This window comes from Microbacterium aurantiacum, from assembly GCF_002872075.1.
Taxonomy (GTDB): Bacteria; Actinomycetota; Actinomycetes; order Actinomycetales; family Microbacteriaceae; genus Microbacterium; species Microbacterium aurantiacum_A.
This window is the reverse complement of record NZ_PGGU01000029.1, coordinates 296,412-310,583: the sequence shown is the minus strand read 5'-3', so window position 1 is coordinate 310,583 and position 14,172 is coordinate 296,412. Positions and strand designations below refer to the sequence as shown.

Genomic DNA, 14,172 nt, shown 5'->3' with positions numbered 1-14,172 from the left:
CGCGGAGAGCGCCGACCGGGTCGGCTACGCCCTGATGCTGGTGCTCGAGCAGCTGACACCCGATGAGCGCCTCGCCTACGTGCTGCATGACGTGTTCGGCCTGTCGTTCGACGAGGTCGCGCCGATCGTGGACCGGACGACGCCCGCCGCGCGCAAGCTCGCCAGCCGGGCACGGGACCGCGTGCGCGGGGCTGCCCCCGGCGACCCCCAGCAGGCGGCGACCCGCGAACAACGGCGAGCCGTCGTGGATGCGTTCCTCGCGGCCGCGCGCACCGGAGACTTCGCCGGGCTGCTGGCGGTGCTGCACCCCGATGTGGAGTTCCGCGTCGATCAGGGCGCTGACGGCATCCGCATCGTCCGCGGCGCGGAGAGCGTGGCCTCGAGCGCCGCCGCCTACCACCGCTACGCGGCGGGCTTCGACTTCGAGATCGTCGAACTCGCGACCGGATTCGCCGTGGTCGCGATCTCCGACGGCGTCCCCGAATCCCTCCTCCTGTTCACCTCGGAGGGAGACCGCATCGTGGCCATGGAGACCCGCCTGATCCGCTGACGCAGCGCCGGCCGAGGAGGACAGCCACTACTCGACGAGCTTGCCCGCGGTGTCGACGTCGCGCATGAGCTCGGCGATCTCCGCCGGCACCGGCGGGATCGGCTCGCGGGTCACGCCATCGCGCGGCGACCACACGAGGTTCACCTGCAGCGCGGGATCCGTCTCGGGATAGTCGCTGCGGTTGTGGCATCCGCGGGTCTCCCGCCGCTCGAGAGCGGCCTCGAGAGTGGCACGGGCGGCGAGCGCCGAGGCCTTCAGGTCGAAGGCGTGCGCAAGGTCCTGGAAACCGGCGATATCGGGATGGATGCCGATGTCGGCCATCCGCACCTCGATCGCATCCAGCTCGGCGAGGCCTGCCAGCAGCCCCTCTTCCGAACGCACCACCCCGGCGTACGACGTCATGGTGTTGCGGATCGCCCGCTGCAGCGCACGGACGTTCTCGCGGCCGTCCGCGGCGAGCAGGCCGGAGATCTCGGCGCGGGCGACGTCGACGGCGGCGGAAGACCGCTGCTGTGCATCCCGGTCCGCCGCGAACTCGACCGCCGCCTGGCCCACGATCCGTCCGTACACGAGCAGCTCGATGAGCGAGTTGCCGCCCAGGCGATTCGCCCCGTGCAGTCCGCTCGACGCCTCGCCAATCGCGTACAGGCCCTCGACATCGGTCTGGTGGTCCTCCGGGCGCACCCACACCCCGCCCATCGAGTAGTGCGCGGTCGGCGCGATCTCGATCGGATCGGTGGTGATGTCGAGCATCTGCAGTTCGAGCATCGTCTGATAGACGCGCGGCAGCCTCGACATGATCGTCTCGCGCGGCAGGTGCGAGACGTCGAGCCAGACGCCGCCGTTCTCCGTGCCCCGCCCCTCGGCGATCTCGGTGTACGCGGCGAGCGCGACGCGGTCGCGGGTCGACAGCTCCATCCGCTCAGGGTCGTACTTCTCCATGAAACGCTCGCCGAGCGCGTTGCGCAGGATGCCGCCCTCCCCGCGCGCGGCCTCGGAGATCAGGGTCCCCGCCGCGTTCTCGGGCTCGATGATCCCGGACGGATGGAACTGCACCAGCTCCGGGTCGCGCAGCCGCGCCCCCGCGTCGACGGCGAGGCGGAACGAGTCGCCGGTGTTCTCGTCGCGGCGAGAGGAGGTGCGGCGCCAGATGCGGTTGTGGCCACCGGCCGCGAGGATCACGGAATCCGCGTGGATCAGGTAGCGGGTGCCGTCGCTCTGATCGAAGCCGTAGGCGCCGAAGACGACGTTGTCGCGAACCAGCAGGCGCGTGATGTACACGTGGTCGAGGATCGGCACGTGCAGCTGTTCGGCCCGGCGCACCAGCGAACGCTGGATCTCGAGTCCGGTGTAGTCGCCGGCGAACGCGGTGCGGCGGAACGTGTGCGCGCCGAAGAAGCGCTGCGAGATGCGTCCGTCGTCTTCGCGAGCGAAGTCCATGCCGTAGCGCTCCAGGTCGCGGATGCCGCGCTCGGCCCCCTGCGCGACGATCTCGACGGTGTGCGGGTTGGCGAGGAGGTAGCTCTCCTTGATCGTGTCGGCCGCGTGCTGCTGCCAGCTGTCGCCCTCGTCCATGGTGCCGAGCGCGGCGTTGATGCCGCCGGCGGCGAGCGCGGTGTGCGCATCCTGTCGTGGGCGTTTCCCGACCGCGAGCACATCGACGCCCCGCTCGGCGACCTCGATCGCCGCGCGCAGGCCGGAGCCGCCCGTTCCGATGACGAGGACGGTGGTGGAGATCTGTCGTTCGCGAGTGCTCATGTCTTCCACGCTAGGAACGAGCGCCCGATAACTCCAATGCATACTTCTGCTTGATTCGATACCCTTCACACATGAACCTGGAGCAACTGCGCGGATTCGTGGAGGTCGCACGACTCGGGCATTTCACGCGCGCCTCCGAGCACCTGCACCTCGCCCAGCCGTCGCTGAGCCGTCAGATCTCGACGCTCGAACGTGAACTCGGCGCGGAGCTCTTCCATCGCGCGCGCGGGCACATCTCGCTCACTGCGGCCGGCGAGGTGCTGATGCCGCGCGCGCAGCGGATGCTCGCGGAGGCCGACTCGATCCGCGAGGAGATGGGCGAACTCCGAGGCCTGCGTCGTGGGCGTGTGCGCCTCGGCGCCACGCCCACGCTCTGCATCAGCCTCGTCCCGGAGGCCGTGAGCGCCTTCCACGAGACGCATCCGGGCATCGAGCTGCACCTCGCCGAGGCCGGCTCCCGGTCGCTCGTCGAGCAGCTCACCGTCGGGGCCGTCGACATGGCGCTCATCACAGCATCCGACGACCCGCCCGTCGCCGGAGTGAGCCTGACCCGGATGCCGCTGCTGTCGGAGGAGCTGGTCGTCGTCTCGTCCGCCGCGCGATCGCCGTTCTCGTCGGAATCGACGATCACGCTGGAACAACTCGCCGAACTGCCGTTGATCGCCTTCGACGAGAGCTACGACTTGCGCGCGACGACGGACGCCGCGTTCCGCGCGGCCGGCCTCGCGCCGACGCCGGTTCTGGAAGGTGCGGAGATGGACGCGGTGCTCCGCTTCGTCGAGCGCGGTCTGGGCGTCGCGGTCGTCCCCGCGATGGTGCTGCTGGACCGCCCGGAGCTGCGTTCCGTGCGGCTGTCGGACCCGCGGATGACACGGACGATCATCCTCGCCCATCGCAGCGACGTCACGCCGACCACCGCGGGCGCGGCGATGCGACGCGTCATCGTGGCGACTGCCGCAGAGGTCGCGCGTCGCGATCCGGCGACGACGAGCCTGGTCGACTGACGTCGACCGGAGACGAAGAAATCCCCGCCACTTCCGTGACGGGGATTCTCAGCTGATGTGCGCCCGAAGGGACTCGAACCCCTAACCTTCTGATCCGTAGTCAGATGCTCTATCCATTGAGCTACGGGCGCTCCTGCCCGCTCAGCGGGCCGACGATAAGCCTACAACAGTCGCGCCACGATTGCGAAACGGGGGTCAGGCCTCCTGCTCGGCCGCCTTCTGCTTCTTCTTGAGCTTGCGGCGGGCGCGCTGCTGCGATGACAACGCCTGCAGGTCGACGAGCCGGAGCGCCTGCATCCGCGCCTCCCGCATCGTGTCGTAGTCGGGGTCCTGATCGGGCCGCATCCCCTCGACGCGCAGGCGCCGATCGAGGTTGTGACGCACGTCGGCCCAGGCTCCCTCGCGCGCCTCCTCCACGATGACGCGGAGCGCCTCGGGGTTCTCCATCGTCTCGCGGAGCTTGGTCGCGACGCCGTGGGACTGCTTCGCTCGACGCTTCAGATTGCGCACGTCGCGATCACGGTAGTCGTGCGTACCCGAAGAATCGGAGTGCCGACCGCGGGCGCGCTTGCGCAGCTCGGTCAGCATCTTCTCCGCCTGCTCCGACTCCTCCGCCATCGCACGCAGCGCTTCGCGGGCGTCGGCGATGTACTCGTCGATGTCGAAGACGCCGCCCTCGGCGATCGTGCCGACGAGGATGTGGTTCTTCACCACGAGGCGCGCGGCAGCGGTCGCGATCGCGACACCTTCAGCGATGGCATCCGCTGTTCGTCCCACCGCAACCTCCTCTCCACGAGCGTACCGGTATCGCTTGCGCGGAGCGTCGGCCAGAATGGATCCGATCGGGGTCCGGTCGCCCACGCCGATGCGCGGGCGACGTCCTCGGGATCGCGCCTGAGGAGGACGGATGCAGCCGCTCGAATTCGCCGGCAGCACCACGGTCGTCACCGGCGCAGCGAGCGGTATGGGAGCCGCCGTCGCGCGCCTGCTCGCCGCGGAGGGCGCGCATCTCGCGCTGATCGACCACAACGCCGATGCGCTGACCGCGGTCGCCGCCGAGCTGACGGGAACGACCGTGACGACGCACGTCGTCGACCTGCGTGACGACCGGGCGGTGTTCGCAGTGGCCGCCGAGATCGCCGCCGTGCACGGGCAGGTGAACGCGCTGATCACCTGCGCAGGGTCGTCGATGCTCGGCACCCTCGACCAGCTCACGATGGAGGAGATGCGCTGGCTGGTCGATGTGAACCTGTGGGGAACGGTCTCGATCACGAAGGCGCTGCTTCCCCTGCTGCGCGCGGCACCGGCGGCGCACATCACGCACCTCGCCAGCGTCTACGCCCTCGCTGCTCCTGCCGGCCGCATCCCGTACGCGATGAGCAAGTTCGCCGTCCGCGGCTTCTCCGAAGCGCTGCGGCACGAACTCGAAGGCACCTCGGTCTCGGTCGGCGCCGTCTACCCGGCAGGGGTGCGCACCGGGATCATCCTGCACGGCCGCTACGCCGCGGCGATCGATCCGGCCATCGCCGCGCGGGCGGCGGCGGCTCAGGCCGCGATGTATCACACGGAACCCGCGGATGCCGCGGCCCTGATCGTACGCGCGACGAGGCGGCGCCGCGTGCGGACGATGATCGGCCGCGAGGCGCGTCTCATCGATCTGCTCGTGCGACTCGCCCCGACCATGTACTGGGCGGCGATGCGGCGCCCGTTGCGCGCGGCGACCGATACGACCACTCCCTGAACGGACGGATCAGCCGGCGCTCGCGATCCCGGCCGGTGCGGTCACGCCGGGTCCGGTCAGGGCAGCGGAGCCGCCGGGCCGGCGAGCGTCGCGGGACTCGTGCGCAGACGGTGCTCGGCGGCTTCCTGCCCCTCCAGGAGGTGCCGCCGGACGAGCCGCCGCACGGCATCAGCATCCCGCGCGGCCATGGCGTCGAAGATCGACCGATGTTCGGCCGCCATCCTCAGCAGGTCGTCGTGCTGACCGAACAGCCAGCGCAGACGCGTGACGAAGGCGCGGATGAGCTCGTCGATCATCTCGTTGCCGGCGAGTTCAGTGGCGACCTGGTGGAACTGCGTGGCCGCCGTTCGAGCGGCATCCACGTCGTCCTCGCGGGCAGCGGTCTCCTCCCGCTCGAGCGTCGCCCGCAGGCGTTCGATCCCGGCCTCGTCGTGCCGTTCGGTCGCGAAGACGAAGATCAGCGTCTCGACCGCCTCGCGGATCTCGCTGAGATCACGCAGATCACGCAGAGTGAACTCGCGCACCACCGCCCAACTGCGCGGTTTCACGAGGACGATCCCCTCCGCGACCAGCGCGCGGATCGCCTCCCGGACGGGCAGGCGTGAGACGTCGAGTTCGGCGGCGATGTCGCGCTCGATGAGCTTTTCCCCCGGCAGCCGCCGACCCTGCACGATGTCATCCCGCAGGATCCGCGCCACACGCGCAGACTCCAGTTCGCCGACCGCCCCCAGCCTCGTCATGTCTGGATTCTCCCATCCTTTCGGGGTTCTTCGAGCAGTTCGACATTCTCGGGCATTCCGCGTCGCGCGCATCCCTCGACGCCGAAGGGGCGAGATGCCGCAGCATCCCGCCCCTGTGCCGGGCGCCCGAACGCGTCAGGGCAGGCGATTCGCGAGCGCCAGATTCCTCGTCAGCTCCTCGGCGTTCTGACGGACGACGTAGGCAGGACGATCGCGCTCCACGCGCCACGATTCACTCAGCGGACCGACGTTCACGGTGTCGAAGCCGATCTCGTCGTAGAAGCGCTCGACGAACGCCGCCGCGTCGTCATGGTCGCTCGCCGTGGCCAGAGCACGGCGGTTCGGCTCCCCTGCCGGGGCGCCCGTCGTCGCGATGTCCGATGCGTAGATGTGGTTGAACGCCTTGGCCACCTTCGAGGTGGGCAGATGCCGCTGGACCAGCTCCGACGTGGTGGTCTCGCCCTTGTCCAGAGCGTCGATGCGGCCGTCGCGCTCGAAGTAGTAGTTGTTCGTGTCGAGCACGATCTTGCCCGCCAGCGGCTCGACCGGGACCTGATCGATCGCGTGCAGCGGCACGGTCACGACGACCACGTCGCCCACCGCTCCCGCCTCCGCCGCGGTCGCAGCCCTCGCCTTCGGGCCGAGTTCCGCGACGAGGTCGCCGAGGGTCTCCGGACCGCGCGAGTTCGCGATGACCACGTCGTATCCGGAGGCGACGGCCACGCGTGCGACCTGTGCTCCGATGTGTCCTGCGCCGATGATTCCAAGAGTTGTCATGTCCGGCCCAACGCCGGCGGCATCACGGTATTCCCGTGGATGACGCCGCATGTCGGGAGCGCCGGTTCACAGTTCCAGGAGGTGGTGCTCCTCGACTCGCCGGTATCCGAGCTGCTCGTAGAGCGAGACGGCGCCCCCGTTGAACCCGAACACGTGCAGCCCGATCGACCCGGCGCCGAGCCTTGCCGCTTCTCGTTCAGCCGCGTGCATGAGCTCGCGTCCGTACCCCTTGCGCCGCTGGTCGGCGGCCACCTCGATGTCGAGGACGAACGCGTGACGACGACCGTCCCTCCGGCGCATGCCGATCCACAGGATGCCGACCTCGGCGCCGTCGACAGACGCGGTGAACAGCTCCTGGCCGGGCGTGTCCAGCCCGTGCGGAAGCTCGTCGAGGAACTGCCGGTGCGACTCCTCCACCGCTTCCCCCATCGTGTACCGTCCCGCATCGACGAGATCCTGGGCGAACGCCGCCTCCGACTCCACGGCGTACCGCGGGTAACGCTCCGGGGTCATCGGCACCACGTCGACATGCGCGGCGACCTCCCGGTCCGGAAGCGGCTCGAGCAGCATCTGGATCGACGAGACCTCGAAGCCCCTCCCCTCGACGAACCGATGCCCCTCGGCATCCTGAGGGAAGAGGGCCATGCTCACCTTGCTTACCCCGCGCTCTCGCGCCGTCGCCAGGACCGCGGCGAAGAGAGCGTCGTGCTGCGCGTCGGTGGGCGTGACGGCGAAAGCGAGGTCGACGACGAACAGCTTGGGGCTGCTCAGCCCGAGCCAGACCGTGCCGATCTCACCGTCCACGTCGTCGACGATGCGCAGGATGCGTGAGGTCGCGGTGTCCAACCCGTCGGGAAGCAGGTCGGTGAAGTAGGCATCGGCCTGGTCGACCGCATCCTGCCCCGGCCGCATCCCCGATTCCTGCCGCAGCCGGATGAGCCGAGCCCTGGTGGCCTCCAGCCAGGCGTCGTAGCGATCGGCGGGCAGCGGCAGCAGCGTCAGAGGCATGCGTCCATCCTCCTCTGCCGTCGCTCCCGACGGATCAGCCCAGCTTGTGCAGCGCGTCCTCTGCGGCGACCCAGGCGAGCATTGCGCACTTCACTCGGGCGACGTACTTGGACACCCCGCCGAGAGCCGCGGCGTCGCCGAGCAGCTCCTCATCGGGCTCGATCTTCCCGCGGGAGCGCATGGCCTCTCGGAACGCGGCGATGCGCACTTCCACCTCGTCGACCGTCAGTCCTTCGGCCAATTCCGCGAACAGCGAGGCGGATGCCTGCGAGATGGCGCATCCGTGGCCCTCCCACGCGATCGCCTCGATGGTGCCGTCCGCCCCACGGTGCACCTGCAGAGTGACCTCGTCCCCGCAGGTCGGGTTCACCTGGTGCGACTGCGCTGCGACCGCATCGCGCAGGCCGAAGCCGTACGGCGTGCGGGAGTGGTCGAGGATGAGTTCCTGGTACAGGTTCTGCAGGTCGCTCATGCGCCCCTCCGGAAGAACTGGATCGCCGCGGCGACGCCATCGATCACGGCATCCACCTCGGACTGCGTCGTGTAGAGGTAGGTGCTCGCCCTCGTGGAGGAGGTGACACCGAGCCGGCGGTGCAGCGGCTGGGCGCAGTGATGCCCGACGCGCACCGCGATGCCGAGATCGTCGAGGAACTGGCCGACATCGTGGGAGTGGATGCCGGCGACATCGAAGCTGGCGAGCCCGACCCGTGGCAGGTCGATGCCGGCGCCGAGCACGCGAACGCCCTCGATCGCGCTCAGCCCGTCGACGAGCTGACGGCCGAAGGCGGCCTCGTGCGCAGCGATCCGCGGCATCCCGACCGCCGTGAGGTAGTCGGCGGCGGCGGCGAGCGCGATCGCCTGCGACACTCGCTGCGTGCCGGCTTCGAAGCGCTGCGGCGGCGGCAGGTACTCGGCGGCCGTCGTCGTGACGGTGGTGATCATCGACCCGCCGGTGAGGAACGGCGGCATGGCCTCGAGGAGTTCGCGCCGACCGTAGAGAGCGCCGATCCCGGTGGGGCCGAGCATCTTGTGGCCGGAGAGCACGGCGAAGTCGACGTCGAGCTCCTTGACGTCGAGCGGGAGATGCGGGGCCGACTGGCAGGCGTCGAGCAGCACGAGCGAGCCGACCTCGCGCGCCATGGCGATCAGCTGGGCCACGGGGTTGATCACGCCGAGCACGTTCGAGACGTGGGTGACGGCGACGATCCGGGTGCGGGCGTTGATGATGGCGGCCGCGTCGTCGAGTCGCAGGGCGCCGTCGTCGTCGACCGGAATGACCCGCAGCGTCGCACCGGTGCGGGCGGCGAGCTCCTGCCACGGGATGAGGTTCGCGTGGTGCTCCATCTCGGTGGCGACGATCTCGTCGCCTTCCCGGAGCCGGAGCCGGTCGGCTTCGGCGCCGCCGCGGCCGGCGGAGGCGTTGGAGAGCGAGTAGGCGACGAGGTTGATCGCCTCGGTGGCGTTCGAGGTCCAGACGATCTCGTCGTCATCGGCGCCGATGAAACGAGCGAGCGTGCTGCGGGCGTCTTCGAACAGCTCCGTCGCCTCGGCGGCGAGGGTGTGCGCTCCGCGATGCACAGCCGAGTTCATCGTCGATGCGAACTCGCGCTCGGCATCCAGCACCGCCAGCGGGCGCTGCGATGTCGCGCCGGAATCGAGATAGGAGAGCGGATGCCCGTTCACCTGCGTCTGCAGGATCGGGAAGTCCTCGCGGATGCGCAGCACTTCCGCCTCGCTCAGGGGGGTGGCGAGATTCGTGACGACGGGAGCGCTCATCGTTCCAGTTTCCCACCTGCGGCTGTGTATGGGGTCGGGAAGCCCGACCGGCACCACCCGCACCGCTCCTCATCCCGGGACGACGGCCTCCGCCACCGCGATCCTCTCGACCCGCACCGCGCCCCCTCGCCCTTCGATGGCGAGCGCCGTGCCGCGCTGCGGGGGCAGGAGATCGGTGAGCACGCGGGTGCCGCCGTCGGCGAAGATCTCGATCGACGCGCGGTCCAGCCAGATGACGAGCTCGAGGAGCTCAGCGCCGGAGACCGGCATGACTTCGACGCTCGGAAAGCTCTCGTGCACCTGATCGCCACCGGCCCGGCGATCCAGGCTGATGTGCCCCTCCTGGCGATCGTAGGCCAGGACGATGCCGTCGCCGCCTGCGGGGTCGCATCGCAGATGGAGGGCGAACCCCGCCGCATCCCGAGTGTCCACGCGCAGCGTCATCCGCCCGGCTTCGGGCAGCCGCTCCATCAGCGTGACCCGCTCGTCGACGGATGCCGCCTCGATCGCGACCTCGTCCTCGAGCGGAGCGGCGACCGGCTGCTGCCGGAGCCGCAGCCGCCCGTCGTGGCGTACGAGGGAGAGCCGCCGAGGGAGCGTCATCATTCCGCGCTGGAGGAGTCCGTCTCCGGCAGGGAGTTCGCGCGCGTAATCCCAGTTCGACATCCACGCGATCATCGTCCGCTCCTCGCGGGCCAGGCCGTCGAAGGTGACACCGGCGTAGCAATCCCGCCCGAAGTCGAGCCAGTCCACGGCCTCTCCGGTCGCCTCGGTATCCGCGCTGAAAGTCACGCCGTCGAAACGGCCGATGACGTACTGGGTGCCTGAGCCGCCCGCGACGCCGCCGGGGCTGAGGCTGATGATCAGCACCCAGCGCACGTCTGACGGGTCGCCGTCGACCGCGAGCGGGAACAGGTCCGGGCATTCCCAAACGCCGTCGACGGCCCGCTCCGGTCCGAAGCTCGACAGGAACGTCCAGCGCGTGAGGTCATCGGAGCGATACAGCAGCACCTGCCGGTGGACCGCCTCGACGGCGACCATCACCCAGTAGCTGCCGGCCGGCCCGTCGTAACGGAACACCTTCGGGTCGCGGAACTCCCCGGTGCCGCGATCGAGCACCGGGTTGCCCGCGTACTTCGTCCAGGTCATGCCATCGTCGATGCTGTAGGCGAGCGACTGCGCCTGTCGGCTCGGGTTCCTCGATGCCTGGGTGTAAAGCGCGACCAGCGCCGGCGCGTCGGCCGAGCCGAAACCCGACGTGTTGCCGTGATCGATGACGGCGGATCCGGAGAAGATCTCCCCGGCCTCATCGTCGCGGATCGCGATCGGATGGTGCTCCCAGTGGGTGAGATCGGTGCTGGACGCGTGCCCCCAGCTGATGTGGTCGTGGATCGTCCCCTCCGGATTGCACTGGTAGTACAAGTGGTACCTGCCGCGGTGGAAGACGAGCCCGTTCGGGTCGTTCATCCAGTTCCGCTCCGGGGTGAAATGCAGGACGGGTCGGGGCGCGTCGGCGTCGGTCACTTACGGCTTCCTTCAGGTGGTCGGGGTCGAGGTCGGATTCAGGATTTGCGGCTACTTGCCGGCACCCGCGGTGAGGCCTTCGCGCAGCGGCTTCTGCCCGAAGATGAACACGAGCAGCGCAGGGATCATCGAGATGATGACGCCGGCGAGCACCGTCGCCACGCTTCCGGTGCCGAGGTTGCCCTGCAGCGTGACGAGGCCCAGAGGCAGCGTGAAGTTCTGATCGCTGATCGTCATGATCAAGGGACGGAAGAACTCGTTCCAGTGGTAGTTGAACGCGAGGATGCCGACGATGGCCAGGCCCGGTGTCGCGAGCGGCAGATAGACGCCGAAGAACACCCGCCAGGGTCCGGCGCCGTCGATCTCGGCCGCCTCGGCGAGCTCGGGCGGCAGGCTCAGGAAGTACTGCCTCATGAGGAACGTGCCGAACGCCGTCGGCAGCGCCGGCACGATCAGCGCCAGCAGGGTGTCGGCGAGGCCCATGCCTCTCACGAGCATGAACACCGGCACGATCGTCACCTGCATCGGCACCATCATCGTGGCGAGGATCAGCATGAACAGGATCTTCTTGCTGCGGAACTCGAATCGCGCGAAGACGTATCCCGCCATCGCCGCGCTGAGCATCTGCCCGACCACGATCAGCAGCGTCACCAGGGCGCTGTTCCAGGTGTAGAGCCACACCGGAATGCGCGCGAAGACGTCGGCGAACGCGCCGAGGCCGAACTCGACGGCGCCGGTGTCGACGTTCTGCGGCGACATCGCAGTGATGAGGGTCCACACGACCGGGGCCAGTGTGAGGAACGCGGCGACGATGAGCAGCGCGTACTTGCCGAACGAACCCAGTCCGCGCAGCGGGGAGGTCTTCTGGACCGCTTGGATAGTCATGTCAGTTCCTCACCCGTAGAAGACGAAACGCTTGCTGAGCTGGAACTGCACTGCGGTCACCAGCATGATCAGGATGGTCAGCACGATGCCGATCGCCGAGGCGAGACCGAACTCGAGCTGCTGGAAGGCGGATTCGTAGATGACCATCACCGCGGTGCGGGTCTCATCTCCGGGTCCGCCTCGCGTGAGGACGTAGGGCTGATCGAAGATCTGCAGGGCGCCGATGATCGCCATCACGCTCGCGACCAGCATCGTCGGACTGATCAAGGGGATGGTGATCTGGCGGAACTGCCGCCATCCGGTCGCGCCGTCGATCGAGGATGCCTCGTAGACCTCCTTCGGAATGGCGGCGACGCCGCCGATGAAGAGCAGGAAGGTGAAGCCGAAGTTCTGCCACACGTAGACCAGCAGTACGACGACCTTCGCGCCGAAGCCGGTGGTGAGCCAGCCGAGCTTGGCGACGCCGAACCAGCCGAGCACCTGGTTCACCAGGCCGAACTCCTGATTGAACAGGTACGCCATCACCAGGGAGACGGATGCTGCCGACAGGATCAGCGGGAAGAACAGCGCCGATCGGAAGAACGTGCGCAGCCAGTTCGGCATCTTCGACTGCACCAGCACCGCCAGGCCGAGCGCGACGGCCAGCTGCAGGATCACCGCCACGATCACGAAGCCGATCGTGTTCAGGAACGACACCCGCACGGTCGGATTGGCGGCGAGCTGCACGAAGTTATCGACCCCGACGAACTCGGGAGCGGTGATGATGTCCCAGCGGAAGAACGCCAGCACGATGGAGCCGATGATGGGGATGAACGTGAAGATTCCGAGCCCGATCACAGTCGGGGCGAGGAACACCCAGATCAGCAGGCGGTTGCCGCGCTTCTTCTCCGGAGCGGGCTTCACACCCGGAGGGACGATGTTGGCGCGGGTCGAGAGCGTCGTGGTGGACATCATCGTCCCTTCAGGGCGAGTTCGAGGTCGCGCTGCATGGTCTCGAGTCCGCGGCGGACGCCACCGGGGCCGTTGGTGATGGTCGTGACGACGTTCTTGATCAGCGCGGACTCGACGGCCGCCTGCTGCGGAGGTGCGGGCATCGGCCCGGTGTCGGGGAACTTGTCGAGGGTGTCGTAGAACACCTGCCAGTGCTTCGGCCCCATGCCGGCGCCGTACAGCTCGTCGTTGATCGAGCGACGCGGGATCGACGAATCCGGGCGCGGATGGGCGATGCGGATGCCCTCGTCGGAGATGCAGTACTTCAGCCACTCCCAGGCCTCGTCCTTGCGGGGCGAGGTCTCCATGATCGCGTAGCCGCCGGCACCGAACTGATGCCGCTGGCTGCGCATCTTCGGGAAGAAGCTCACGTCGTACTCGTCGCCGGCGACGCCGGCGTCGTTCAGGCCCTGGACCCAGAATCCGCCGGCCGGCGTCATCCCGACCTTGCCGGTGGAGAACAGCGAGACGAGCTCATTGCCGCCGCCCTGCGCCGGGTTGGCCGCGATGCCCTCGCCGACCATCTGCTGCAGCACCTCGAAGCTCTCGATCGTGCGCTCGTTGAGAGCGTCGGCGTTCTGCCACAGGGGTCCGCCACCGCGCGGCTTCTCGTTCGGATAGAACCTGTTCCAGAGCCAGTCCCCGCCGGGTGCCTTCTCCTCCGTGAGGAAGCTGGTGTCGTTCACGTACAGCCAGGGCACCACTCCGCCCCAGAGGCGGTTGTTCCAGAAGTACGGCAGGAAGTTGCCATCGGCCGACTTCTTCATCGCACGCGACACCTGGAAGAAGTCGTCGACCGTCCAGTCGTCGCGCGGACGCTCCAGCCCCGCCCGCTCGAGCGCTCCGGTGTTGTAGAAGATGTTCGGAGCGTTGAAGTTGTCGGGCAGCTGGAAGAGATTGCCCTTGTACATGAACGCCTCGACGAGTGCGGGATGCACGTCGTCGAAGTACTCCTTCAGTTCATCGCCGTCGCGCTGCACGTACTCGTCGATGGGGTGCGCCATCCGCGAGGCGAACAACTGGGTTCCCTCGGTGGCGACCGTGACGACATCCGGCGGCGTCCCCGCCGCGACCATGGTGAGGATCTTGGCGAAGTAGTTGCTCCAGTCCTGACCCTGGATCGCCACGATGCGCACGGCGATTCCCGGATGCTTCCGCTGGAACCCTTCGACGAGCGCCTGCCGGGCCGCGGCATCCTGCGCCGTGCCGAAGAGCGCGACGGTCAGGGCGTCATCTCCTCTGCCGGGGATGTCGCCGCCGGTGAGGCGGGGCCATGAGACGGCGGTGCCGATGGCGCCGAGGCCGAGCAGGGCGATCATCGCCCTGCGACTGAGTTCAACCACGTTGTCGTTCCCTGCTCGTAGGTTTCCGCCCGAGCCGTCGACTGCGACGAACTCAGGTGCTGAATTGATTCAGCAA

General features: G+C 68.6%; 14 protein-coding genes and 1 tRNA gene. 3 read left to right on the top strand and 12 right to left on the bottom strand.

Features of this window, described 5'->3' with window-relative positions; all coding sequences use genetic code 11:
• A partial coding sequence (locus CUR96_RS18440) for a sigma factor-like helix-turn-helix DNA-binding protein (RefSeq protein ID WP_281255080.1) occupies positions 1-550 on the top strand: 550 nt, incomplete at its 5' end.
• 27 nt (positions 551-577) lie between these two features.
• Here CUR96_RS18440 and CUR96_RS18435 read toward each other — a convergent pair.
• Complete coding sequence (locus CUR96_RS18435) at positions 578-2,308, bottom strand: L-aspartate oxidase (RefSeq protein ID WP_102194776.1); 1,731 nt, start codon at positions 2,306-2,308, stop codon at positions 578-580.
• Positions 2,309-2,379: 71 nt separating this feature from the next.
• On the opposite strand from CUR96_RS18435, the gene CUR96_RS18430 reads away from it, so the two are divergent.
• Positions 2,380-3,312 (top strand): LysR family transcriptional regulator, encoded by a 933-nt coding sequence (locus CUR96_RS18430; protein WP_102194775.1) that lies wholly within the window; start codon positions 2,380-2,382, stop codon positions 3,310-3,312.
• A gap of 58 nt (positions 3,313-3,370) precedes the next feature.
• On the opposite strand, the gene CUR96_RS18425 is transcribed toward CUR96_RS18430, so the two are convergent.
• Both CUR96_RS18425 and CUR96_RS18420 read right to left on the bottom strand, forming a co-directional pair.
• Positions 3,371-3,443: transfer RNA gene (locus CUR96_RS18425), tRNA-Arg, on the bottom strand.
• A gap of 64 nt (positions 3,444-3,507) precedes the next feature.
• Positions 3,508-4,089 (bottom strand): asparagine synthase, encoded by a 582-nt coding sequence (locus CUR96_RS18420; protein ID WP_102194802.1) that lies wholly within the window; start codon positions 4,087-4,089, stop codon positions 3,508-3,510.
• A gap of 130 nt (positions 4,090-4,219) precedes the next feature.
• Between CUR96_RS18420 and CUR96_RS18415 the strand changes: the two genes are divergently transcribed.
• Entirely contained in the window at positions 4,220-5,053 is an 834-nt protein-coding gene (locus CUR96_RS18415) for an SDR family NAD(P)-dependent oxidoreductase (RefSeq protein ID WP_102194774.1), read from the top strand.
• Between the two features lie 56 nt (positions 5,054-5,109).
• Here CUR96_RS18415 and CUR96_RS18410 read toward each other — a convergent pair whose 3' ends face one another.
• The 9 genes from CUR96_RS18410 to CUR96_RS18370 all read right to left on the bottom strand — a co-directional run bounded on the left by CUR96_RS18410 (position 5,110) and on the right by CUR96_RS18370 (position 14,096).
• The gene (locus CUR96_RS18410) at positions 5,110-5,793 is read right to left on the bottom strand and encodes a GntR family transcriptional regulator (protein WP_102194773.1); all 684 of its coding nucleotides are present in this window, start codon (positions 5,791-5,793) and stop codon (positions 5,110-5,112) included.
• Positions 5,794-5,928: 135 nt separating this feature from the next.
• Positions 5,929-6,621: an NADPH-dependent F420 reductase gene (locus CUR96_RS18405; protein WP_348639592.1), complete on the bottom strand. Its 693-nt coding sequence runs from the start codon at positions 6,619-6,621 to the stop codon at positions 5,929-5,931.
• A gap of 15 nt (positions 6,622-6,636) precedes the next feature.
• Positions 6,637-7,578: a GNAT family N-acetyltransferase gene (locus CUR96_RS18400; protein WP_102194771.1), complete on the bottom strand. Its 942-nt coding sequence runs from the start codon at positions 7,576-7,578 to the stop codon at positions 6,637-6,639.
• Between the two features lie 34 nt (positions 7,579-7,612).
• The gene (sufU, locus tag CUR96_RS18395; protein ID WP_102194770.1) at positions 7,613-8,050 is read right to left on the bottom strand and encodes a Fe-S cluster assembly sulfur transfer protein SufU; all 438 of its coding nucleotides are present in this window, start codon (positions 8,048-8,050) and stop codon (positions 7,613-7,615) included.
• Positions 8,047-9,354, bottom strand: coding sequence for a SufS family cysteine desulfurase (locus CUR96_RS18390; protein WP_102194769.1), 1,308 nt, complete (start codon positions 9,352-9,354; stop codon positions 8,047-8,049). The genes sufU and CUR96_RS18390 overlap by 4 nt, the downstream gene beginning before the upstream one ends.
• Before the next feature lie 69 nt (positions 9,355-9,423).
• Positions 9,424-10,878: a glycoside hydrolase family 32 protein gene (locus CUR96_RS18385; RefSeq protein WP_245861492.1), complete on the bottom strand. Its 1,455-nt coding sequence runs from the start codon at positions 10,876-10,878 to the stop codon at positions 9,424-9,426.
• Between the two features lie 51 nt (positions 10,879-10,929).
• The gene (locus tag CUR96_RS18380; RefSeq protein WP_102194768.1) at positions 10,930-11,763 is read right to left on the bottom strand and encodes a carbohydrate ABC transporter permease; all 834 of its coding nucleotides are present in this window, start codon (positions 11,761-11,763) and stop codon (positions 10,930-10,932) included.
• Between the two features lie 9 nt (positions 11,764-11,772).
• Positions 11,773-12,714: a carbohydrate ABC transporter permease gene (locus CUR96_RS18375; RefSeq protein WP_102194767.1), complete on the bottom strand. Its 942-nt coding sequence runs from the start codon at positions 12,712-12,714 to the stop codon at positions 11,773-11,775.
• Positions 12,714-14,096, bottom strand: coding sequence for an ABC transporter substrate-binding protein (locus CUR96_RS18370; RefSeq protein WP_245861489.1), 1,383 nt, complete (start codon positions 14,094-14,096; stop codon positions 12,714-12,716). Before CUR96_RS18370 ends, CUR96_RS18375 begins: the two co-directional genes overlap by 1 nt.
• Between the last annotated feature and the right edge of the window lie 76 nt (positions 14,097-14,172).